Below are 21,410 nucleotides of genomic sequence, written 5' to 3'. Positions count from 1 at the left end.
ATGGCCGCCCTATTTTACGCAGATTCCCGCGCTTCGCTCACAACTTTGGCAAAGATGGCGTTCAGGGCGGTCAAATCCCCCATCGCCCCGCTCTGGTTGGCGGCTGCCCAGTCGTCCGGGTCGATCCCCTGCCAGTTCAGCACATAGCCCGCATGGATAGCCAGTTGTTCAAAGAAGATCCGCTGGGCCACGCCATTACCGCTAATAAACGGATGTAGCATGTTGATTTCACAGTAGTAATGACTGATTCTGTCTGTAAACTCTTCTTTCTGAAGGCCCACCAGATATTTATCACTTTCCAGCGAAGCCATCAGCTCATTACCCACTTTCTCGATGTACTCGAAATGGCAAAAAGGAATGTCGCCCTTAGAAATATCGGCGGTGCGCAGCTCGCCCGCGCCTTTCATTTCGTTGCGGAATAAATGGCAGTGAATAAGACACAGATGGGGTAAACCCGGTGCGGAAGGCCCCAGTTCCAGCGTCTCGATATCAGGTTTAGCGGGACCCTTACCTTTTTCAAGGAGGCAGCTGGCCTGAAAATTGACATTACGTTGTTGCTCCCAGAGACGGGATTTTTGCTTGTCGGTGAGTTTTTTCACTACGCCTCCCTGAATAGTCCGTTTGCCACAAGTATAAGCAGCAAAACGCGCTTTCGCAGGGAGGGCGGAAAGACACGGGCAGGATATGCCCGTGTGGAAGAACGATTATGGCAACACTTTCGCGGAGAGAATGACGACAGGCTTAGTCGGCACATTCTGGTATGGACCGACATCGTGAGTCTGAACCTGAGAGATCTTATCCGCAACGTCCATGCCTTTCACCACTTTGCCAAACACCGCGTAGCCAAAGTCGCGCTGACCGTGGTCCAGGAAGGCGTTATCAGCCACGTTGAGGAAGAACTGGCTGGTGGCGCTGTCTTTGTCCGCCGTACGCGCCATGGAGATGGTGCCGCGCTTGTTCAGCAGGCCGTTGTCTGCTTCATTTTTGATGGGCGGGTTGGGCTGTTTCTGCTGCATCTGCTCGTTAAAACCGCCACCCTGAATCATAAAGCCCGGGATCACGCGGTGGAACGTGGTGTTGTTATAAAAACCACTGTTCACGTAGTCGAGGAAGTTTTTCACCGAAACAGGGGCTTTCTGGCTATCCAGCTCCAGCTCAATATTCCCCGCAGAGGTAGTCAGCAGGACGTGGGGGTCTCCTTTGGCTGCCAGCGCAGCAGGGGAAACGGCAGAAAGAGCAAACACAGCTGCGACAGCCGCCAGTGTTGATTTGAGCATGAGAATTCCTTAACAAAGCGCAGTATAAAAAGCGAATGGCTTGATTCTAAAGAGCAGTATGAACCCAGACCAGTCTTTTACCTAATTTTACCAAATTGAAACAATTATTACCGCGCAAACGATTGTTCACCCCGCAACGTAATGTGATCTGCATCACGTTAAAACCTGCAATTGTGCTCAAAATTTTCTGAAAAGATTTAATTAGATCACTTTCGCGACTAAAATCTGCCCGCTCAAACGCAGTCATTGCGTTTTTCTTTACTTTTAACAGGCCAGACATGACTAACAGCAATCGCATCAAGCTCACATGGATCAGCTTCTTCTCTTACGCCCTGACCGGCGCGTTGGTGATCGTCACCGGGATGGTGATGGGAAATATCGCAGACTACTTCCAGCTGCCCGTTTCCAGCATGAGTAATACCTTCACCTTCCTGAACGCGGGGATCCTGATCTCTATTTTCCTTAATGCCTGGCTGATGGAAATCGTGCCGCTGAAAACGCAGCTGCGTTTCGGCTTCGTGCTGATGGTTGCCGCCGTGGCGGGCCTGATGCTGAGCCACAGCATCGCCCTCTTCTCTGCCGCCATGTTCGTGCTGGGTCTGGTGAGCGGGATCACCATGTCGATCGGTACATTCCTGATTACGCATATGTATGAAGGCCGCCAGCGCGGCGCGCGTCTGCTGTTCACCGACTCCTTCTTCAGCATGGCCGGGATGATTTTCCCGATGGTCGCCGCGTATCTTCTGGCGCGCAGCATTGAGTGGTACTGGGTGTACGCCTGCATTGGTCTGGTTTATGTCGCGATCTTTGTTCTCACCTTCGGCTGCGAGTTCCCGGTGCTGGGCAAAAAAGCGCAGACTACGTCCGAGCCGGTTGCGAAAGAAAAATGGGGTATCGGCGTACTGTTCCTCTCCATCGCCGCGCTGTGTTACATCCTCGGCCAGCTGGGCTTTATCTCCTGGGTTCCTGAATACGCGAAAGGTCTGGGCATGAGCCTGAACGACGCGGGTAAACTGGTGAGCGATTTCTGGATGTCTTACATGTTCGGCATGTGGGCGTTTAGCTTTATCCTGCGCTTCTTCGACCTGCAACGGATCCTGACCGTTCTGGCGGGTCTGGCAACCGTGCTGATGTATCTGTTCATCAACGGTTCCCCGGAGCATATGCCGTGGTTCATCCTGACCCTGGGCTTCTTCTCCAGCGCGATTTATACCTCGATCATCACCCTTGGCTCTCTTCAGACCAAAGTGGCCTCGCCAAAGCTGGTGAACTTCGTGCTGACCTGCGGCACCATCGGCACCATGCTGACCTTCGTGGTCACGGGCCCGATTGTTGCGCACAGCGGCCCGCTGGCGGCGCTGCATACCGCTAACGGTCTGTATGCAGTGGTATTCATCATGTGCTTCGTGCTGGGCTTTGTGACCCGTCACCGTCAACACAACCCGGCAACAGCTACCCACTAATCGCCGTAACCCCTTTGCGTACTGCAAAGGGGTTTTCCCCTGCTCACCCGCCCTTCCCGCCGATGGGTAAAAACCCCACTAAATTTGTGCGAAAAACGAGCAAGCACAAAAATCAAACAATATCCGTCACTTATAAAAATCCTGACAAATCATAGATATACCCACTAAGGGGTAGGTGAAGGCGTATTTGATTTGCATCAATAAGTGCCCCTGCTGAATCGTTAAGGTAGGCAGTAATAGAAAAGAAATCGAGGCAAAAATGAGCAAAGTCAGACTCGCTATCATCGGTAACGGCATGGTCGGCCACCGCTTTATTGAGGATCTTCTCGATAAAGCCGATGCTGAGCAGTTCGATATTACCGTGTTCTGTGAAGAACCCCGCAAGGCGTACGACCGTGTGCACTTGTCTTCCTACTTCTCTCACCATACCGCCGAAGAGCTCTCTCTGGTGCGTGAAGGGTTCTACGAGAAGCATGGCGTAAAAGTGCTGGTGGGCGAACGCGCTATCACCATCAACCGTCAGGAGAAAGTGATCCACTCCAGCGCCGGACGTACGGTTTTTTACGATAAGCTGATCATGGCGACGGGCTCGTATCCGTGGATCCCGCCTATTAAAGGGTCGGAAACCCAGGATTGCTTCGTTTACCGTACCATTGAAGACCTCAACGCCATTGAATCCTGCGCACGTCGAAGCAAACGCGGCGCGGTTGTCGGCGGTGGTCTGCTGGGTCTGGAAGCGGCAGGCGCGCTGAAAAACCTCGGCGTTGAAACCCACGTCATCGAATTTGCCCCGATGCTGATGGCGGAACAGCTGGACCATATGGGTGGCGACCAGCTACGCCGTAAAATCGAAAGCATGGGCGTGAAGGTTCACACCAGCAAGAACACCAAAGAGATCGTGCAGGAAGGCACCGAAGCGCGTAAAACCATGCGCTTTGCAGATGGCAGCGAGCTGGAAGTGGATTTCATCGTCTTCTCCACCGGTATTCGCCCGCGCGATAAGCTGGCCACCCAGTGCGGTCTGGCCGTTGCGCAGCGCGGCGGGATCATGATCAACGATACCTGCCAGACCTCCGATCCGGATATCTACGCCATCGGCGAATGCGCCAGCTGGAATAACCGCGTATACGGTCTGGTTGCACCAGGGTACAAAATGGCGCAGGTCGCCGTTGACCATATCCTCGGCAGCGAAAACGCCTTCACCGGCGCAGACATGAGCGCCAAGCTGAAGCTGCTGGGCGTGGACGTGGGCGGTATTGGTGATGCGCATGGCCGCACCCCGAACTCCCGCAGCTATGTTTATCTGGACGAAAGCAAAGAAGTCTACAAACGTCTCATCGTCAGCCAGGACAACAAAACCCTGCTCGGGGCGGTGCTGGTGGGTGATACCAGCGACTTCGGTAACCTGCTCCAGCTGGTGCTGAACGCCATTGAGCTGCCGGAGAACCCGGACGCGCTAATCCTCCCGGCGCACGCCTCCAGCGGTAAGCCGTCCATCGGCGTGGATAAACTGCCGGACAGCGCGCAAATCTGTTCCTGCTTCGACGTGACCAAAGGCATGCTGATCTCCGCCATTAACAAAGGCTGCCACACCGTTGCGGCGCTGAAGGCGGAAACCAAAGCCGGGACCGGCTGCGGCGGATGTATTCCTCTGGTCACCCAGGTGCTGAACGCCGAGCTGGCAAAACAGGGCATTGAAGTGAACAACAACCTGTGCGAGCACTTCGCTTACTCTCGCCAGGAGCTGTATCACCTGATCCGCGTGGAAGGCATTAAGTCCTTCGACGAACTGCTGGAGAAACACGGCCAGGGCTATGGCTGTGAAGTATGTAAGCCAACCGTCGGTTCCCTGCTGGCGTCCTGCTGGAACGAATATGTGCTCAAACCAGAACACACTCCGCTTCAGGACACCAACGATAACTTCCTGGCCAATATTCAGAAAGACGGGACTTACTCGGTGATCCCGCGTTCTGCCGGAGGGGAGATTACCCCGGAAGGGCTGGTCGCCGTGGGCCGTATCGCCCGTGAGTTTAACCTGTACACCAAAATCACCGGCTCCCAGCGTATCGGCCTGTTCGGAGCGCAGAAAGATGACCTGCCGGAAATCTGGCGTCAGCTGATTGAAGCGGGCTTTGAAACCGGTCACGCGTACGCCAAGGCGCTGCGCATGGCGAAAACCTGCGTGGGCAGCACCTGGTGCCGCTACGGCGTGGGCGACAGCGTGGGCTTCGGCGTAGAGCTGGAAAACCGCTACAAAGGCATCCGTACGCCGCACAAAATGAAGTTCGGCGTCTCAGGGTGTACCCGTGAATGTGCGGAAGCACAGGGGAAAGATGTGGGTATCATTGCCACGGAGAAAGGCTGGAACCTGTACGTGTGCGGTAACGGCGGGATGAAACCTCGCCACGCGGATCTGCTGGCCGCCGATCTCGATCGCGATACGCTGATCAAATACCTCGACCGCTTCATGATGTTCTACATTCGTACCGCCGATAAGCTGACCCGTACCGCGTCCTGGCTGGATAATCTCGAAGGCGGCATCGACTACCTGAAGTCGGTCATTATCGACGACAAGCTGGGTCTGAATGAACAGCTGGAATCCGAGATGACTCGCCTGCGCGAGGCGGTGATCTGCGAGTGGACCGAAACCGTGAACACGCCAGCGGCGCAGACGCGCTTCAAACACTTTATCAACAGCACCCAGCGCGACCCGAACGTGCAGGTGGTACCGGAGCGCGAACAGCATCGTCCAGCGACCCCGTATGAACGTATTCCGGTGATGCTGGTGGAGGAAAACGCATGAGCCAGTGGGTAAACATCTGCAATATTAACGACATTCTGCCAGCAACCGGCGTCTGTGCCCTGCTGGGCAACGAGCAGGTGGCGATTTTCCGCCCTCGCCACGATGAACAGGTCTATGCCATCAGCAATATCGACCCGTTCTTCGAGGCCAGCGTGCTCTCCCGCGGTCTGATTGCGGAGCACCAGGGCGAGCTGTGGGTTGCCAGCCCGCTGAAAAAGCAGCGCTTCCGCTTAACCGACGGACTCTGCATGGAAGATGAAAGCTTCTCGGTCAAACACTACGACGTCCGCGTAAAGGACGGCGAGGTGCAGCTGAAAGCGTAACCTCTCGCCTTTTCAATAGGAAAGGCTTATGACCCCTTATGGGTAACGGCAGGAAAAACCGTATGTTCTGTACGATTCCTGCTGTTATCCTGACGTCAATTCTTCCCCCGCCATGAATGCTGTGAGGTAACGTCGTGGATCACCTGCCGATTTTTTGTCAATTACGCAACCGCGACTGCCTGCTCGTGGGCGGCGGCGATGTGGCTGAACGCAAGGCACGCCTGCTGTTAGAGGCGGGCGCCCGACTGACCGTCAACGCCCTCACTTTCGCCCCACAGTTTGACGTCTGGGCGCAGGAAGGGATGCTCACCCAGGTGCAGGGCGAATTTGATGAATCCCTGCTGGATACCTGCTGGCTGACCATCGCCGCAACGGATAACGATGATGTTAACCAGCGCGTCAGCGACGCCTGCGAAGCGCGCCGCATCTTCTGTAACGTTGTGGATGCGCCGAAAGAGGCGAGCTTTATCATGCCGTCGATTATTGACCGTTCACCGCTGATGATTGCGGTGTCGTCCGGCGGGCGCTCGCCCGTTCTTGCCCGTCTGCTGCGGGAAAAACTGGAAGCCGTGCTGCCGAAGCATCTTGGTCAGATTGCCCAATACGCCGGGGAGCTGCGCTCCCGCGTGAAGCAAACCTTCGCAACCGTGGGCGAACGCCGTCGCTTCTGGGAGAAGTTCTTTGTCAACGACAGGCTGGCGCAGTCCCTTGCCAATCAGGACACCAAAGCCGTTGAAGAGACGACCGAACAGCTCCTGAGCGAGCCGCTGGACCATCGCGGTGAAGTGGTGCTGGTGGGCGCAGGTCCCGGCGATGCGGGCCTGCTGACGCTGAAGGGTCTCCAGCAGATCCAGCAGGCGGACATCGTGGTGTATGACCGTCTGGTCTCTGATGACATCATGAATCTGGTGCGCCGCGATGCTGACCGCGTGTTCGTCGGCAAACGGGCAGGTTATCACTGCGTACCGCAGGAGGAGATCAACCAGACCCTGCTGCGGGAAGCGCAAAAAGGTAAGCGCGTGGTGCGCCTGAAAGGGGGCGATCCATTTATCTTTGGTCGCGGCGGCGAAGAGCTGGAAACCCTGTGCAACGCGGGTATTCCGTTCTCCGTGGTGCCGGGCATTACGGCGGCGTCCGGCTGTTCTGCCTATTCCGGCATTCCGTTAACCCATCGCGACTATGCCCAGAGCGTGCGCCTGGTGACGGGCCACCTGAAAACCGGCAGCGAACTGGACTGGCATAATCTGGCCGCTGAAAAGCAGACGCTGGTGTTCTATATGGGGCTAAATCAGGCAGCCACGATCCAGGCGAAACTGCTGGAGCACGGCATGGAAGCAGATATGCCGGTCGCACTGGTGGAAAACGGCACCGCCATTACGCAGCGCGTGGTCGATGGCGTGCTGACGCAGTTGGGCGAGCTGGCGCAGCAGGTTGAAAGCCCGGCGCTGATTGTGGTGGGTCGCGTGGTAGCCCTGCGCGAAAAACTGAACTGGTTCTCCAGCCACTAACGCATAATCTCTCCCGGGAGTAGTCTTTAAGCGGACTACTCCCTTCTTACCTCAGTCGATAACATACCGCCCGCATAATGGAACTTTTCCATTTATTCCCTCGTGTTACATCCAATTTTCGATTTATTGACAAGGAATGCGTATGTTCAAACTGGCAAAAGCTGCCGTTCTGGTCGGCCTGTTATCAACTCTGACGGCCTGCACCGGTCACGTTCAAAATACTAAAAATAATTGCAGCTACGATTACCTGCTTCACCCGGCGATCTCCATTTCGAAGATCATCGGCGGTTGCGGCCCGGCGGCACAGCAGTAAGCGTTTTTCAGGCGTAAAAAAACCGGGGATGTCCCGGTTTTTTTGTTTCGTCAGTTTTGTCGGGTGGCTGCTCCGCCTTACCCGACCTGCACGGTCCCGTAGGCCGGGTAAGCGTAAGCGCCACCCGGCAAAGCGGCTTAAGGTTTCGCCACAAACCCAATAGCGTCGTACACCGCTTTCAGGGTTTCGGAGGCGCGCGCGCTGGCTTTTTCCGCGCCCTCTTTCATCACTTTTTGCAGGAAAGCTTCGTCGTTACGGTAACGGTGATAGCGCTCCTGCAACTCGGTCAGCATGCCGGAAACGGCGTCTGCCACTTCGCCTTTCAGGTGGCCGTACATCTTGCCTTCAAAGTGTTTTTCCAGCTCAGGGATGCTCTGTCCGGTCACACCGGAGAGAATGTCCAGCAGGTTAGACACGCCCGCTTTGTTCTGCACGTCGTAGCGCACCACTGGCGGCTCGTCGGAGTCGGTCACCGCACGCTTGAGCTTTTTCACCACTGATTTCGGATCTTCCAGCAGGCCGATAACGTTGTTGCGGTTATCGTCAGACTTGGACATCTTTTTGGTCGGCTCCAGCAGCGACATCACGCGCGCGCCGGATTTCGGAATAAACGGCTCAGGCACTTTGAACACGTCACCGTAAAGCGCATTGAAGCGCTGGGCAATATCGCGGCTCAGCTCCAGGTGCTGCTTCTGGTCTTCACCCACCGGCACCTGGTTGGTCTGGTACAGCAGAATGTCGGCCGCCATCAGCACCGGATAGTCAAACAGACCGGCGTTGATGTTTTCAGAGTAGCGGGCAGACTTATCCTTGAACTGGGTCATGCGGCTCAGCTCGCCGAAATAGGTGTAGCAGTTCAGCGCCCAGCCCAGCTGCGCGTGCTCTGGCACGTGAGACTGAACGAAAATGGTGCTCTTCTCTGGATCGATACCGCACGCCAGGTACAGCGCCAGCGTATCAAGTGTTGCTTTGCGCAGCTTCTCGGGATCCTGACGCGCGGTGATAGCATGCAAATCCACGATGCAGTAAATGCAGTGGTAGTCATCCTGCATGCTCACCCACTGACGTAACGCACCCATGTAGTTACCAATGGTCAGTTCACCTGAAGGCTGTGCGCCACTAAAAACGATGGGCTTAGTCATTATTCAATTCCTGATGTTCACTGTGCGAGAGCCCGAGTGCGGGCAACAAATCTTTGAAGTGGTCGAACACAACGTCCGGCTCACTCAACGTAATGGCTTCACCGTAGTTGTAGCCGTAGGTCAACCCAACCGACGGGCAACCTGCCGCTCTGGCAGCCAGAATATCATTGCGGGAATCCCCGACAAAGAGCAGCTCCGCAGGCGCTAAGGATAATTTTCCTGCCACCAGCAATAGCGGTTCCGGATGCGGCTTTTTATTCTGCACGTCATCGCCGCCCACAATTACGGAGAAGTATTTCGCGATATCCAGCGCTTCCAGCAGAGGCGCAACGAACGGTGTCGGCTTGTTAGTCACCAGTCCCAGCGGGATGCCTTTGGCATGTAGCGCGCTCAGCGTTTCAGCGACATCCGGGAACAGGAAGCTACCCTCTTCGACGGTCTCTTCGTAGAAACGGTCGAACAGTTTGCGCAGAATACGCTGCTGCTCATCCTGGGGAATATCCGCGTGGTCAACACTCGGTTTACCTTGCGCGGAACGCTGAGAGGCACGCTCCTGACGAGCCCAGGACAGCGCGCGCTCCATCAGCACGTCTGCACCGTTACCAATCCACGTCACGACGCGCTCTTCGCCTGCAACGGGGAGTTCAAGGGCATATAGCGCCTGATCGACGGCGCGGGTTAATCCTGGCGCGCTGTCGACCAGCGTGCCGTCGAGGTCAAATGCTACACCCCGAATAGCCTGCAATTTATCCATGACTTACCTTCGCCAGTTCACGGCGCATTTCATCAATGACTTTTTTGTAATCCGGTTGATCGAAGATGGCGGAGCCTGCGACGAACATATCCGCCCCTGCCGCCGCAATCTCACCGATGTTATTGACCTTCACGCCGCCGTCCACTTCCAGACGAATATCATAGCCAGACTCATCGATACGGCGGCGCACTTCACGCAGTTTGTCGAGGGTCTGAGGGATAAATGACTGACCACCAAAGCCCGGGTTGACGGACATCAGCAGGATCACGTCCAGCTTGTCCATCACGTAGTCGAGATAGCTCAGCGGGGTCGCCGGGTTAAAGACCAGTCCCGCCTTACAGCCGTTCTCTTTGATCAGCTGTAGCGTGCGGTCAACGTGTTCGGAGGCTTCCGGGTGGAAAGTGATGATACTGGCACCCGCCGCGGCGAAATCAGGCACGATGCGGTCAACCGGTTTCACCATCAGATGCACGTCAATGGGCGCGGTGATCCCGTAGTTACGCAGCGCTTTAAGCACCATCGGACCGATGGTCAGGTTGGGAACGTAGTGGTTATCCATAACGTCGAAATGGACGACATCCGCGCCAGCCGCGAGAGCTTTGGCAGTGTCTTCACCCAGGCGGGCAAAATCGGCCGACAGAATTGAGGGGGCAATCAAAAACTGTTTCATCCGCATCTCCTTGAAATGTGTTTACCGGCGGGCAAAGGCTCAGGGTCGATAAAGCGCCAGAAGTTCGTCCACCTTTTTACGTGTGCCGCCGTTGCTGCTAATGCTACGCCGCACTTTTACCTGAAAATGCTTCGCGGCTTTGTACCATTCGCGCGTATCAGGCGTGTCGTGATTCGAAATTAACACCGGAATTCTTTTGCTGACCAGCTTTTCCGCCATCTCAGCCAGACGAGCCTGCTCGGCCGGGCTGAAGCTATTGGTGTGGTAGGCGGTGAAATTTGCCGTGGCAGACAGTGGCGCGTAAGGCGGGTCGCAGTAGACCACCGAGTTTACGCCCGCCAGATCCATGCACTCTTCATAGGAGAGACAGTAGAACTCGGCATTCTGCGCTTTTTCAGCAAAGTGATACAGCTCGTCCTGTGGGAAGTAGGGACGCTTATAGCGGCCAAACGGCACGTTAAACTCGCCACGCAGATTATACCGGCACAGACCGTTGTAACCATGGCGGTTGAGATAAAGAAACAACAGCGCGCGACGGAACGGATCCTGGCTTTGATTAAACTCAGCGCGGAACTGATAGTAGACGTCCGGGTTGTTGTTCTCTGGCGTAAACAGCTTCCGCGCCTCTTCCACATACTCATCGGTACGCAGTTTGACGATGTTATAGAGGCTGATAAGGTCGCTGTTGATATCCGCCAGGATATAACGAGAAAAATCGGTATTCAGGAACACCGATCCAGCACCCACGAAGGGCTCGATAAGACACTCGCCTTTCGGCAGGTGCTTTTTAATATCGTCGAGCAGGGGGTATTTCCCCCCTGCCCATTTCAGAAAAGCGCGATTTTTTTTCATGCTGACTAACTGATTACACCTTCTCCGGCTGTGGAGAAAGCTCCGACAGCATCCTGCGCTTTAAACATTACTTCAGATCGGCCTGCACCTGATGAATCGGCTTCGCCCACGGGTTTTTCGCCTGCACGTCGGCTGGCAGCGTGGAAACGGCACGTTTTGCTTCATCTTTGGAAGCATAAATACCACTCACCAGCACATACCACGGTTGACCGTTACGGGTCGTCTGATAAACCACGTAGTTTTTCAGATTCGATTTCTTCGCCCAGGCGTTGAGGTTGTCATAGTTAGACGAACTGCTCAGCTGAAGGGTGTAGTTGCTGGAAGAGGCCGACTGCAAAGAACCCACGTTGCCCGTCGTTTTACCTGATGCAGCGCCCGTTTTGGCTGCGGGAGCCGCAGGTGTTGTTGCAGAAGGTGTTGTTGCAGCAGGCGCGGTTGTGGTCGCCGTTGCTTTCGGTGCAGTGGTTGCCGCAGGCGTTGGCGCTTTAACCGGCTGGCTCACAGCAGGTTTGGTCTGCGCTGGCGCTTTCGTTTCTGGCGCTTTTGCCACGGTTTGCGGTTTCGTCTCACGCTTCGGCTCAATCACAGCCTGCTTACGCTCCTGGCGTGGCGCAGTCTGCGTCTGGCGCGGTTTGGTTTCCGTTGTCGCCGTTTGCTGCTGGGCATTGCTGCCATGAACTGGCGCAACGGTGGCTGGTTCAGTTGGCAGCGTGGAGTTCACCACGGCAGCGTTAACCTGCTCCTGATTCTGCGGCTGCATCAGCGCATTGTTCAGATCGCCCTGAACTTCAACACGCTGCTGACCTTCAGGCGTCGCAGGCGCCTGGCCCTGAGTCGGGGTCGCAGAGACAGGCGGCAGAGAGATATCCTGGCCAGCGCTGGTGTTACCTGCGGTCTGCTCTGCGGAAGTGGTGCCCGGCGCAGGCTGAGCGCCATTCGCCTGGTTGCTCGCATCGTTACCAGACAGGTCAATGCTCTTCTCGGCAGACGCCGTCTGCTCGGTAGAATTGGTAGAAGGTGCTTTTAGCGCGGACCCAATGCCGACAATCAGCAAGACCAGCACCAGAACGCCAAGGCCCATCATAATGTACTGACGGGAGGCCGGTTTTGCCGCTACCGCTTTTTTACGTTTGCGCGGACGACGTTCAACAGGCTGTTCATCCATTAACTCTTCTTCGGATTCATACTCCTCGTCTTCTCGCTCATTTCGCGCGTTACGGCTACGCGAAGGGCGACGATCGTCTGCATCCAGTTCGACATCGTCAAAATTGATCTGCGGCTCGTTATCACGTTCTGAAGATTGACGAGAACGACCAGTACGACGATCGCTGGGATCGGGTTTCAGCTCGTCTTCTGGTTTGAATTCATCCATTTAACACCCCACTCAAAGGCTTCTGCCAACGACTCTGCATTTACCTGAAGCTAAAACGACCACCTGTTACAGCGGTCTGACCTTTCTAGTTGTTACGCCTGCTGACAATCAGCAATAGCGCCAAGTACGACTTCGTGCGGCACTCCGCCGCGCACTTCACTTTTCCCTATTGCAAGCGGGAGTACCAGACGCATCTCACCTGCCAATACTTTTTTATCGCGCATCATGTGGGGAAGGTACGCCTGCGCAGACATTTCCTGCGGACCACTCACCGGCAAGCCAGCACGTTTAAGCAACGCGATGATACGTGCTGTCTCTTCCGGCCTGAACTGCCCCAGACGTTCAGAGGCTCGCGCCGCCATAACCATTCCGGCAGCGACAGCTTCACCGTGAAGCCAGTTACCGTAGCCCATTTCGGCTTCGATCGCATGACCAAACGTATGCCCCAGATTCAGTAAAGCACGTAAGCCGGTTTCACGCTCATCTGCGGCAACGACTTCTGCTTTCAGCTCACAACAACGGCGAATACAGTAGGCCATTGCCTGCCCGTCGAGGCGCAGCAGCGCATCCATATTCTCTTCCAGCCAGGTGAAGAATTCCCCGTCAAGAATAATGCCGTATTTGATCACTTCTGCAAGGCCGGACGCCAGTTCGCGCGCTGGCAAGGTTTTCAGACAGTCGAGATCCACCACCACCGAGGCAGGCTGGTAGAACGCGCCAATCATGTTTTTGCCGAGCGGATGGTTAACCGCCGTTTTACCGCCCACAGAAGAATCGACCTGTGAGAGCAACGTGGTTGGAATTTGAATAAAGCGCACGCCGCGCTGATAGCTGGCGGCTGCAAAACCGGTCAGATCGCCCACAACGCCGCCGCCCAGGGCAAGCAGTGTTGTATCACGACCGTGCGGTTTTTGCAGAAGTGCGGTAAAGACGGTATCCAGTACCGTCAGGCTTTTGTACTGCTCGCCATCGGGCAGAATCACACTGTCGACCTTCACGCCCGCCTGCTCAAGCAGGTGACGTACACGGTCGAGATAAAGCGGAGCCAGCGTCTCGTTGGTGACCAGCATCGCCTGATCACCCGCTTTCAGTGGTAAGAAGGAAGCTGGGTCGTTAAACAAACCAGCCGCGATGGTGATAGGGTAACTACGTTCCCCGAGAGTAACTGTAATCCTCTCCATGACGCGACATCCACCTTAAATGCTTTTACCCGCAGGCGAGTGTATATAAAGCCAGAATCAGTTGCTTTCCAGCATATGAATAATCTGGTTTGCAACCACTTTAGCACTTTGATCGTCAGTACGAATGGTCACATCAGCAATCTCTTCGTACAGAGGATTGCGTTCATCGGCCAAAGCTTCCAGAACTTCACGTGGCGGTGTTTCAACCTGCAACAACGGGCGCTTTTTATCACGCTGCGTGCGTGCCAGCTGTTTTTCGATGGTCGTCTCAAGATAGACCACTACGCCACGGGCGGAGAGACGGTTGCGGGTTTCGCGAGATTTTACAGAGCCACCGCCAGTTGCCAGCACAATGCCCTGTTTTTCCGTGAGTTCGTTGATCACTTTTTCTTCTCGGTCACGGAAACCTTCTTCGCCTTCTACGTCGAAGACCCAGCCCACATCCGCTCCGGTTCGTTTCTCAATCTCTTGATCAGAATCGTAAAATTCCATATTGAGTTGTTGAGCTAACTGACGCCCAATAGTGCTTTTGCCGGCACCCATAGGCCCAACCAGAAAGATATTGCGTTTCTCTGCCATTTTTTCGGTACTACTAAGACTATTCGTTAATGGTAATCCCCGCTGCGCAGACACCCGGCGTAGCAGGACATGAACTGAAACCTCATTTGCAATAGAGCGAGAGTCAGACGAAAAATTATCTCAATACTCCGGCTTGTTTGGCAACTGATTAAATCACCGTTCCCGGCGCATAAGGAAATAAGACGTAAGTCCAACTCAAATCGGTACTCCTTGTATGCTAATTCATGCCCCACGTCAAACATCTGCAACAAACTGAATGCAAAATCATTGCGGGGATCGTTACCCATTACTGAATACTGACCAGACGTGGCGTGATAAACACCACTAACTCGCGCCGTTCGTTATCTTTTCCGTCATGGCGGAACAGCTGACCCAGCCACGGAATGTTGCCCAGCACGGGCACGCTGTCGCGTCCGGTTTTATTCTTTTGCGAAAAGATCCCGCCCAGCGCGAGCGTTTCCCCACTTTTTACCTCTACCTGCGTTTCGATCTCCTGCTTATCGATCGCCAGCGTTTCGCCGTCTGCCTGTTGCAGCACCTGGCCGGGCATATTTTCACTGATATGCAGTTTCAGGCGCATGCGACCACCCGGCAGGACCACCGGCGTGACCTCCATGCCTAATACCGCTTCTTTAAATTCAACGGATGTCGCCCCGCTTTCGCCGCTGGAAACCTGATACGGGATTTCGCTGCCCTGCTTGATGCTGGCCGGCTGCATGTGCGACGCCAGCAGCCGCGGGCTGGCGATGATATCCACCTGCTGCTTTTGCTCAAGCGCCGACAACTCAAGATCCAGCATCCTGCCGTTGATGCGCCCGATGTTAAACCCTGCGTGGGTGGTTGCACTGGCCACCGACAGGTCCGCCCCCAGCGTCGTGACCTGACCCACCTTACCGGCCTCCGTTGCGTCAGCGAGGTTCCATTTCACCCCCAGTTCACGCAGGCTTTTTTCACTGATGGTCACAATCTGCGCCGCCAGTTCCACCTGCTCGACGGGCAGATCCATCTGCACAGCCCAGCGCTGGAGCATATCCACCACCGTCTGGTTATCCCTGACCAGGAAACGGTTGGTGCGCTTGTCGACGGAGAGACTGCCTTTCGGGCTTAAGAGCTTTTCTGCCGCTTTTTGCAATTCGGCTGCATCCGCATAAGCAAACGGAATGCTGTGAGAGTGCAGCGGGGCGTCAAGCAGACGCTGGGCCCGCTCCTGCTCTTTACGCGTCTGTTGCTCCCGTTGCCAGGCCGCCGTATGCACATAAAAAATGCCGCCCTCTTCCCGCAATACCAGCCCGGCGCTGTTCACTACTGTCTGAAGCGCCTGTCTCCAGGGCACCCGCGTTAAATTCAGCGAAAGCGAACCGCTGACATCCGGCGACACCACCAGATTGCGATCCTCCTGCCCCACCAGCGCCTGTAATATCTGCACCACCGGGACATCATCCACCAGCAGGGTGACCGGTTTTGGCGTCGCGGCCCACAGGGGCTGGCTGAGTGCCGCCAGTAACAGCCCTATCCTTATCTTCACTTTTTTTCGTTCCTTCTCGTTGCCATGTCCATCGCTTCGGCTCGCACATGTCGCCGACATCAACAGTCAGTTGTTGTTTATCTATCGCGCTCACCCGCCAGCCTGTCGGTAACCGCATCTGCGTTTTTACCCGGTGCCAGCGTTTCTGCCCGTCCTGTATAAGGCCGATATCCCTGCTGCCGCTGACTACCCCCTGATACCGCCACTGGCTGAGCTGCCCGGCTGCGCAACGCTCTTCCGGCACAGAGAAGGGATCCCGCATTCCGGTCAGGAAAAGCGGAGAAAGCAGGATCAGCAAACGGGCTTTACTGCGCATGACCGATCTCCAGTTGCAGGCTGAGGCGTAGGCGTTTGCCCTGTGGGGTGATGGAAAACGCACTCACCCGCGCGTTCTCAAGCGCCAGCCGGGAAAAGAGCGCCGGAACCGCGCCCCAGGAGGCATCCAGCGCCAGCTCTCCCCCACGCTGCTGCGGCTTCCAGTACACCAGCCTTGCGCCCTCACGCTGAAAAGCCAGGGGAGAAAAGGGCTGCGAGGGCGTCACTTGCGTAACCACTACTCGCCGTCCGGCCTCTGGCCACAGCGAGGCGTTGATTCGCTTCGCACTGATGGCCTGCGCCTGAATATCGGCGTAACGCAGAGCAGCGGGCCTGAGCAGCAGTCCCCAAATTGCCCACGCAACAAGCCCCGATGCGATCAACCAGCAAAGGACGCGCCGGGAAGGACGTGCATCAGTCCAGCGTTGATACCAGATACCCACCTGCTACCTCCGGCTATGTAGTTGAAAAGAGAACATCCATCGCCCCTGGCTATCCTGTTGCATTTCGCCTGCCGGTCCGGGGTTAAATCCCGTCACCCTTTTCAGGGCATCGGTCATGGCGGAGAGCGCTGGCAGTGAGGTGGTATAGCCGGTCAGGGTCAGCGAGGGTGGCTGATAACGCAGCGCCGTCAGCCACGCCTGCCGGGGCATTGCGCTGGCAAGGGACTCCAGCGCAGGTTGCCAGGCCGGATCAGACGGCGGCGAAGGGGTTTTCTGCCCCGCTGACTGCGGCTGACGGGCTTTCAATACCTTCTGCACTGCACGCGTCCCCGCCAGTTCGCTCTGCAACGCCTGTAACGCGAGAGACTGCGTCGCCCGCAGGCTGATACCTCCCGCCAGCATCACCAGCAGTGAGCCAGCAAACAGCAGCCCCCAGAAACGCAGGCGCTGATTACGTTGCTGCCGACGCCAGGGTAAAAGATTGGGTATGCTCATTACGGCGCCTCGCTCATGGCCAGCGCCAGGGCGACGGTGTAATCAGCACCGCATTCCGGCAGCGGCGGCTGGCACAGCGTCACCGCTTCCCAGGGTTCGCGGCCAGCATCAAACACGGCGATATCAGAAGGAGAAAGCGCAAGCAGCGCCGCCAGTTCATTCACCGTCGCCGCTTCTGTGGTGTAGCGCCGCCCCCACTGGTGACGCATCGCCCATAGCCACTGGTGTTGATCTCTCCAGGCGACGCACCGGGCGGGGGCAACAGCAGAGAGAAGATTAGCCAGCGCGCCGGCATCCGGGGCGATTGCTGCCAGACGCAAACGCAGCGCGTTCGCCAGCGTCAACAGGGTATCGACCTCTCTGTTTTGCGCTGCGGTAACCTGAAAAGTGTTGCTGAACGTATCATGCGCGTAGTCAAAGCAGAGCGTATCGGCGGGCATCTCCAGCTCACGCGCTAATGCGGCGCCTACCCAGGTGAGCTGTTCGCTGTCACGCAAGGTAACGGATGGACGGGGCAACGCGCGTTGCAGAACGCGCGTCGCCGGAAATGAGAGAAATACCCGATGCGAGTGCGGCAATGTTTTCCGCCAGCCACGTAATGCGTTAACCAGCTGTTCTGGCTTAAGTATTTTGCCTTCCCCGATAACGCCGTCCGACAGCGGCACCGCCCACCAGCGCCGTAAACGCCATCCGGCCCGCTCTCTGGTCAGCGCTACCGCAACCACCTTATCCTGTTGAATATGAACGCCTGTTTGCCACGTTTTAAAAGCCATGCTTCACGATCTCCTTATCGCCCGTCGGAGTGACGGCTATATCAATGAATCAGGCTTGCCTTTATACTACCGCGCGATTGTTTAGAAACTGCCCAGGCTAAACCAAATGGGAAATCTCCGGTGAAGTTCGTAAAGTATTTATTGATCCTTGCAGTCTGTTGCATTCTGCTGGGAGCAGGCTCGATTATTGGTTTGTACAAATATGTCGAGCCGCAACTCCCTGATGTCGCCACGCTTCGTGATGTGCGGCTTCAGATCCCTATGCAGGTCTATAGCGCCGATGGTGAACTGATGGCGCAATACGGCGAGAAACGTCGTATCCCTCTGACCTTAAATCAAATTCCACCCGTGATGGTGAAGGCTTTTATCGCCACCGAGGACAGCCGTTTTTACGAGCACCACGGTGTCGATCCGGTCGGTATTTTCCGTGCGGCAAGCGTGGCGCTGTTCTCCGGTCATGCCTCTCAGGGGGCAAGTACCATTACCCAGCAGCTGGCGCGTAACTTCTTCCTCAGCCCGGAAAAGACGCTGATGCGTAAGATCAAAGAGGTGTTCCTCGCGATCCGCATTGAGCAACTGCTGAGCAAAGACGAGATCCTTGAGCTTTACCTCAACAAGATCTATCTGGGCTACCGCGCCTATGGCGTAGGGGCTGCGGCTCAGGTCTATTTTGGTAAGCCGATCGATCAGCTCACGCTGAGCGAAATGGCGACCATTGCCGGCCTGCCAAAAGCGCCATCCACGTTTAACCCGCTCTACTCGCTGGACCGCGCCACCGCGCGCCGTAACGTGGTGCTGTCGCGTATGTTGAGCGAAGGCTATATCAGCCAGTCTGAGTACGATAAGGCGCGCAGCGACGTTATTGACGCCAATTACCATGCGCCGGAAATTGCTTTCTCTGCACCGTATCTCACTGAAATGGTTCGCCAGGAGATGGTGAGTCGCTACGGTGATAAAGCGTATGAAGATGGTTATCGCGTCTATACCACCGTGACCCGCAAGGTGCAGCAGGCTGCCCAGCAGGCGGTGCGTAATAACGTGATGGATTACGATATGCGTCACGGCTATCGCGGCCCGTCCAACGTGCTGTGGAAAGTGGGTGAAGGCGCATGGGACAGTAAAAAAATCACGGATTCCCTGAAAGCGCTGCCGACCTATGGCCCGCTGCGTCCGGCGGTCGTCACCCAGGCCGATCCACAGGAAGCAGTGGCGATGATGGCCGATGGCACATCCGTTTCGCTGCGCATGGAGGGTGTCCGCTGGGCGCGTCCATACCGTTCTGACACCCTTCAGGGGCCTACGCCACGTAAAGTGACCGATGTCGTACAAACCGGACAACAAATCTGGGTGCGTCAGGTCGGCGATGCCTGGTGGTTGGCGCAGGTGCCGGACGTAAACTCTGCGCTGGTCTCCATCAATCCGCAGAACGGCGCCGTGATGGCGCTGGTTGGCGGGTTCGATTTCAACCAGAGCAAATTTAACCGCGCGACCCAGGCGCTGCGTCAGGTTGGTTCGAACATCAAACCGTTCCTGTATACCGCGGCGATGGATAAGGGGCTGACTCTCGCCAGCATTCTCAACGACGTGCCAATTTCCCGCTGGGATGCCGGTGCGGGCTCTGACTGGCAGCCGAAGAACTCTCCGGCGCAATACGCTGGCCCTATCCGCCTGCGCCAGGGCCTTGGCCAGTCGAAGAACGTGGTCATGGTTCGCGCGATGCGTGCGATGGGCGTGGATTATGCGGCAGAGTATCTGCAACGCTTTGGCTTCCCGGCGCAAAACATCGTTCATACTGAATCTCTGGCGCTCGGCTCCGCGTCCTTTACGCCGCTCCAGGTTGCGCGTGGCTACTCGGTGATGGCGAACGGCGGCTTCCTGGTCGATCCGTATTTCATCAGCAAAATCGAGAACGATCAGGGCGGCGTACTGTTTGAAGCGAAACCGAAAATTGCCTGCCCTGAATGCGATATTCCGGTGATTTACGGCGACACGCCAAAATCCAATGTCCTGGAAAACAAGGATATGGAAGATGTGGCGATCTCTCAGGAACGTCAGAATCTGGCGGTGCCGCAGCCTCAGCTGGAACAGGCCAATCAGGCGCTGGTCGCCCAGAGTGGCGCGCAGGAGTATGCCCCGCACGTGATCAGCACGCCGCTGTCGTTCCTGATTAAGAGCGCACTGAACACCAACATCTTTGGCGAACCGGGCTGGCAAGGCACCGGCTGGCGAGCGGGCCGCGATTTGCAGCGCCACGACATCGGCGGCAAAACCGGGACAACCAACAGTTCAAAAGATGCCTGGTTCTCAGGTTATGGCCCGGGGGTTGTCACCTCCGTCTGGATTGGTTTTGACGATCACCGCCGCGATCTGGGGCGCACCACCGCCTCTGGCGCGATTAAAGATCAGATTTCCGGATACGAAGGCGGCGCGAAGAGTGCGCAACCTGCCTGGGATGCATACATGAAGGCCGTTCTCGAGGGCGTACCAGAGCAGCCGCTAACGCCTCCACCGGGCGTGGTGACGGTGAATATCGACCGCAGTACCGGACAGCTCGCGAATGGCGGTAACAGCCGTGCCGAGTATTTCATCGAGGGTACGCAGCCAACCACGCAGGCAGTGCATGAGGTGGGTACAGAGATCATTGATAACGGCGAGACGCACGAGCTGTTCTGACGCCAACAAAAAAGCCGGGTGGCGACTACGCCTGACCCGGCCTACAACGTCAATGCAAAACGGCAACCTTCGGTTGCCGTTTTTAATGGTGGCGCTACAAACGCCCCTGCCCCTTCAGCCATTCCCGCACCAGGAACAGTGCGCTCACGTTGCGCGCCTCGTTAAAGTCAGGATCTTCCAGCAAATCCATCAGATGAGCCAGCGGCCAGCGAACCTGCGGCAGCGGTTCCGGCTCGTCTCCTTCCAGCGATTCAGGATAGAGATCTTCCGCGACAACGATGTTCATTTTGCTGGAGAAATAGGACGGTGCCATGCTCAGCTTTTTCAGGAACGTCAGCTCTTTCGCGCCAAAACCGACCTCTTCTTTCAGCTCCCGGTTTGCCGCTTCAAACACCGTTTCGCCCGGGTCGATCAGTCCTTTGGAGAAACCCAGCTCGTAGGATTCTGTGCCCACGGCGTATTCACGAATGAGGATCAGGTGCTCGTCGACGATGGGCACAATCATCACCGCTTCACGCGAGGAGGGGCGCATACGCTCATAAACACGACGCACACCGTTGCTGAACTCCAGATCCACGCTTTCGACATTAAACAGACGCGATTTCGCGACGGTTTCAACATTCAGAATGGTGGGCTTTTGTAAGGGTTTGGTCATCTTGACGGGTCTTTGCTGGGTGAACTGGCTTTATTGTGCGATACGCCGCACGGTTTCGGCAATGTCAATTGCTCTTTATTTACATTTATGCAACGTAACTGTAGGCGATTCTCATTTCAAAACAAATGTCAAGAGGTTGAAATGTTTCCAGGAATTTGCTGATATCGCGCCGGAACAGGCTTTGTTATCATTACCGGTCACTGGGATGCGCGTCAACATGCTCAAGTTAGACTCCATACTTGCCGATAGCCGACCACAGAATCTCATTCATTGTACAAAAGGTGCGACTGACAA

21 protein-coding genes are annotated in these 21,410 nt (G+C 56.1%); 6 read left to right on the top strand and 15 right to left on the bottom strand.

Going from position 1 to position 21,410, the window contains the following annotated elements; all coding sequences use genetic code 11:
* Positions 1 to 14: 14 nt before the first annotated feature.
* Together KTH07_RS22350 and ppiA are read right to left on the bottom strand one after the other, a co-directional pair.
* Complete coding sequence (locus tag KTH07_RS22350; protein WP_032620993.1) at positions 15 to 599, bottom strand: putative adenosine monophosphate-protein transferase Fic; 585 nt, start codon at positions 597 to 599, stop codon at positions 15 to 17.
* Between the two features lie 105 nt (positions 600 to 704).
* Entirely contained in the window at positions 705 to 1,277 is a 573-nt protein-coding gene (ppiA, locus tag KTH07_RS22345) for a peptidylprolyl isomerase A (RefSeq protein WP_003861649.1), read from the bottom strand.
* Positions 1,278 to 1,555: 278 nt separating this feature from the next.
* On the opposite strand from ppiA, the gene tsgA reads away from it, so the two are divergent.
* The 5 genes from tsgA to KTH07_RS22320 all read left to right on the top strand — a co-directional run bounded on the left by tsgA (position 1,556) and on the right by KTH07_RS22320 (position 7,687).
* Entirely contained in the window at positions 1,556 to 2,740 is a 1,185-nt protein-coding gene (gene tsgA, locus KTH07_RS22340; protein WP_015571426.1) for an MFS transporter TsgA, read from the top strand.
* A gap of 259 nt (positions 2,741 to 2,999) precedes the next feature.
* On the top strand, positions 3,000 to 5,543 hold the full coding sequence (nirB, locus tag KTH07_RS22335) for a nitrite reductase large subunit NirB (RefSeq protein ID WP_017384160.1): 2,544 nt from the start codon (positions 3,000 to 3,002) through the stop codon (positions 5,541 to 5,543).
* A complete protein-coding gene (gene nirD, locus KTH07_RS22330; protein ID WP_015571429.1) occupies positions 5,540 to 5,866 on the top strand; it encodes a nitrite reductase small subunit NirD in 327 nt (108 codons plus the stop codon). Before nirB ends, nirD begins: the two co-directional genes overlap by 4 nt.
* A gap of 134 nt (positions 5,867 to 6,000) precedes the next feature.
* Positions 6,001 to 7,374, top strand: a complete 1,374-nt coding sequence (gene cysG, locus KTH07_RS22325; RefSeq protein ID WP_075606910.1) for a siroheme synthase CysG — start codon at positions 6,001 to 6,003, stop codon at positions 7,372 to 7,374.
* 142 nt (positions 7,375 to 7,516) lie between these two features.
* Positions 7,517 to 7,687: a YhfL family protein gene (locus KTH07_RS22320; protein ID WP_008503029.1), complete on the top strand. Its 171-nt coding sequence runs from the start codon at positions 7,517 to 7,519 to the stop codon at positions 7,685 to 7,687.
* A gap of 137 nt (positions 7,688 to 7,824) precedes the next feature.
* Here the strand turns inward: KTH07_RS22320 and trpS are convergent, their stop codons facing one another.
* The 12 genes from trpS to pilM all read right to left on the bottom strand — a co-directional run bounded on the left by trpS (position 7,825) and on the right by pilM (position 17,788).
* Positions 7,825 to 8,829, bottom strand: coding sequence for a tryptophan--tRNA ligase (gene trpS, locus KTH07_RS22315; protein ID WP_015571430.1), 1,005 nt, complete (start codon positions 8,827 to 8,829; stop codon positions 7,825 to 7,827).
* Positions 8,822 to 9,583 carry a phosphoglycolate phosphatase gene (gene gph / locus KTH07_RS22310; protein ID WP_015571431.1) on the bottom strand — a complete coding sequence of 254 codons (762 nt, stop codon included), beginning with the start codon at positions 9,581 to 9,583 and terminating at the stop codon, positions 8,822 to 8,824. The genes trpS and gph overlap by 8 nt, the downstream gene beginning before the upstream one ends.
* On the bottom strand, positions 9,576 to 10,253 hold the full coding sequence (gene rpe / locus KTH07_RS22305) for a ribulose-phosphate 3-epimerase (RefSeq protein ID WP_003861634.1): 678 nt from the start codon (positions 10,251 to 10,253) through the stop codon (positions 9,576 to 9,578). Before rpe ends, gph begins: the two co-directional genes overlap by 8 nt.
* A 39-nt stretch (positions 10,254 to 10,292) precedes the next feature.
* A complete protein-coding gene (dam, locus tag KTH07_RS22300; RefSeq protein WP_015571432.1) occupies positions 10,293 to 11,105 on the bottom strand; it encodes an adenine-specific DNA-methyltransferase in 813 nt (270 codons plus the stop codon).
* A gap of 67 nt (positions 11,106 to 11,172) precedes the next feature.
* Positions 11,173 to 12,477 carry a cell division protein DamX gene (gene damX / locus KTH07_RS22295; protein ID WP_017693869.1) on the bottom strand — a complete coding sequence of 435 codons (1,305 nt, stop codon included), beginning with the start codon at positions 12,475 to 12,477 and terminating at the stop codon, positions 11,173 to 11,175.
* A gap of 92 nt (positions 12,478 to 12,569) precedes the next feature.
* Positions 12,570 to 13,658: a 3-dehydroquinate synthase gene (gene aroB, locus KTH07_RS22290; protein ID WP_003861631.1), complete on the bottom strand. Its 1,089-nt coding sequence runs from the start codon at positions 13,656 to 13,658 to the stop codon at positions 12,570 to 12,572.
* A 57-nt stretch (positions 13,659 to 13,715) separates the two neighbouring features.
* Positions 13,716 to 14,237 (bottom strand): shikimate kinase AroK, encoded by a 522-nt coding sequence (aroK, locus tag KTH07_RS22285; RefSeq protein ID WP_003861630.1) that lies wholly within the window; start codon positions 14,235 to 14,237, stop codon positions 13,716 to 13,718.
* A gap of 286 nt (positions 14,238 to 14,523) precedes the next feature.
* Positions 14,524 to 15,762, bottom strand: coding sequence for a DNA uptake porin HofQ (gene hofQ / locus KTH07_RS22280; RefSeq protein ID WP_063162057.1), 1,239 nt, complete (start codon positions 15,760 to 15,762; stop codon positions 14,524 to 14,526).
* A complete protein-coding gene (locus tag KTH07_RS22275) occupies positions 15,674 to 16,078 on the bottom strand; it encodes a HofP DNA utilization family protein (protein ID WP_032620992.1) in 405 nt (134 codons plus the stop codon). The genes hofQ and KTH07_RS22275 overlap by 89 nt, the downstream gene beginning before the upstream one ends.
* Positions 16,068 to 16,520 carry a hypothetical protein gene (locus KTH07_RS22270; RefSeq protein WP_023304547.1) on the bottom strand — a complete coding sequence of 151 codons (453 nt, stop codon included), beginning with the start codon at positions 16,518 to 16,520 and terminating at the stop codon, positions 16,068 to 16,070. The genes KTH07_RS22275 and KTH07_RS22270 overlap by 11 nt, the downstream gene beginning before the upstream one ends.
* A 3-nt stretch (positions 16,521 to 16,523) precedes the next feature.
* Positions 16,524 to 17,015, bottom strand: coding sequence for a PilN domain-containing protein (locus KTH07_RS22265; RefSeq protein ID WP_023304548.1), 492 nt, complete (start codon positions 17,013 to 17,015; stop codon positions 16,524 to 16,526).
* On the bottom strand, positions 17,015 to 17,788 hold the full coding sequence (gene pilM, locus KTH07_RS22260; RefSeq protein WP_023304549.1) for a pilus assembly protein PilM: 774 nt from the start codon (positions 17,786 to 17,788) through the stop codon (positions 17,015 to 17,017). Before pilM ends, KTH07_RS22265 begins: the two co-directional genes overlap by 1 nt.
* A 120-nt stretch (positions 17,789 to 17,908) precedes the next feature.
* Between pilM and mrcA the strand changes: the two genes are divergently transcribed.
* Positions 17,909 to 20,461 (top strand): peptidoglycan glycosyltransferase/peptidoglycan DD-transpeptidase MrcA, encoded by a 2,553-nt coding sequence (mrcA, locus tag KTH07_RS22255; protein ID WP_017384152.1) that lies wholly within the window; start codon positions 17,909 to 17,911, stop codon positions 20,459 to 20,461.
* Positions 20,462 to 20,555: 94 nt separating this feature from the next.
* Here mrcA and nudE read toward each other — a convergent pair whose 3' ends face one another.
* Positions 20,556 to 21,116 (bottom strand): ADP compounds hydrolase NudE, encoded by a 561-nt coding sequence (gene nudE / locus KTH07_RS22250; protein WP_003861622.1) that lies wholly within the window; start codon positions 21,114 to 21,116, stop codon positions 20,556 to 20,558.
* Between the last annotated feature and the right edge of the window lie 294 nt (positions 21,117 to 21,410).

Origin of the sequence: Enterobacter cloacae complex sp. ECL72, assembly GCF_019056635.1 — a bacterium.
GTDB classification, from domain to species: domain Bacteria; phylum Pseudomonadota; class Gammaproteobacteria; order Enterobacterales; family Enterobacteriaceae; genus Enterobacter; species Enterobacter hormaechei_C.
This window is presented reverse-complemented; position numbering and strand designations above follow the sequence as displayed.

What these genes read in the sequence shown, in the direction of transcription:
- ppiA (WP_003861649.1), bottom strand. Translation starts at nt 1,277, where the DNA reads ATGCTCAAATCAACACTGGCGGCTGTCGCAGCTGTGTTTGCTCTTTCT.
- tsgA (WP_015571426.1), top strand. Translation starts at nt 1,556, where the DNA reads ATGACTAACAGCAATCGCATCAAGCTCACATGGATCAGCTTCTTCTCT.
- nirB (WP_017384160.1), top strand. Translation starts at nt 3,000, where the DNA reads ATGAGCAAAGTCAGACTCGCTATCATCGGTAACGGCATGGTCGGCCAC.
- nirD (WP_015571429.1), top strand. Translation starts at nt 5,540, where the DNA reads ATGAGCCAGTGGGTAAACATCTGCAATATTAACGACATTCTGCCAGCA.
- KTH07_RS22320 (WP_008503029.1), top strand. Translation starts at nt 7,517, where the DNA reads ATGTTCAAACTGGCAAAAGCTGCCGTTCTGGTCGGCCTGTTATCAACT.
- trpS (WP_015571430.1), bottom strand. Translation starts at nt 8,829, where the DNA reads ATGACTAAGCCCATCGTTTTTAGTGGCGCACAGCCTTCAGGTGAACTG.
- gph (WP_015571431.1), bottom strand. Translation starts at nt 9,583, where the DNA reads ATGGATAAATTGCAGGCTATTCGGGGTGTAGCATTTGACCTCGACGGC.
- rpe (WP_003861634.1), bottom strand. Translation starts at nt 10,253, where the DNA reads ATGAAACAGTTTTTGATTGCCCCCTCAATTCTGTCGGCCGATTTTGCC.
- dam (WP_015571432.1), bottom strand. Translation starts at nt 11,105, where the DNA reads ATGAAAAAAAATCGCGCTTTTCTGAAATGGGCAGGGGGGAAATACCCC.
- damX (WP_017693869.1), bottom strand. Translation starts at nt 12,477, where the DNA reads ATGGATGAATTCAAACCAGAAGACGAGCTGAAACCCGATCCCAGCGAT.
- aroB (WP_003861631.1), bottom strand. Translation starts at nt 13,658, where the DNA reads ATGGAGAGGATTACAGTTACTCTCGGGGAACGTAGTTACCCTATCACC.
- aroK (WP_003861630.1), bottom strand. Translation starts at nt 14,237, where the DNA reads ATGGCAGAGAAACGCAATATCTTTCTGGTTGGGCCTATGGGTGCCGGC.
- KTH07_RS22275 (WP_032620992.1), bottom strand. Translation starts at nt 16,078, where the DNA reads ATGCGCAGTAAAGCCCGTTTGCTGATCCTGCTTTCTCCGCTTTTCCTG.
- KTH07_RS22265 (WP_023304548.1), bottom strand. Translation starts at nt 17,015, where the DNA reads ATGAGCATACCCAATCTTTTACCCTGGCGTCGGCAGCAACGTAATCAG.
- pilM (WP_023304549.1), bottom strand. Translation starts at nt 17,788, where the DNA reads ATGGCTTTTAAAACGTGGCAAACAGGCGTTCATATTCAACAGGATAAG.
- nudE (WP_003861622.1), bottom strand. Translation starts at nt 21,116, where the DNA reads ATGACCAAACCCTTACAAAAGCCCACCATTCTGAATGTTGAAACCGTC.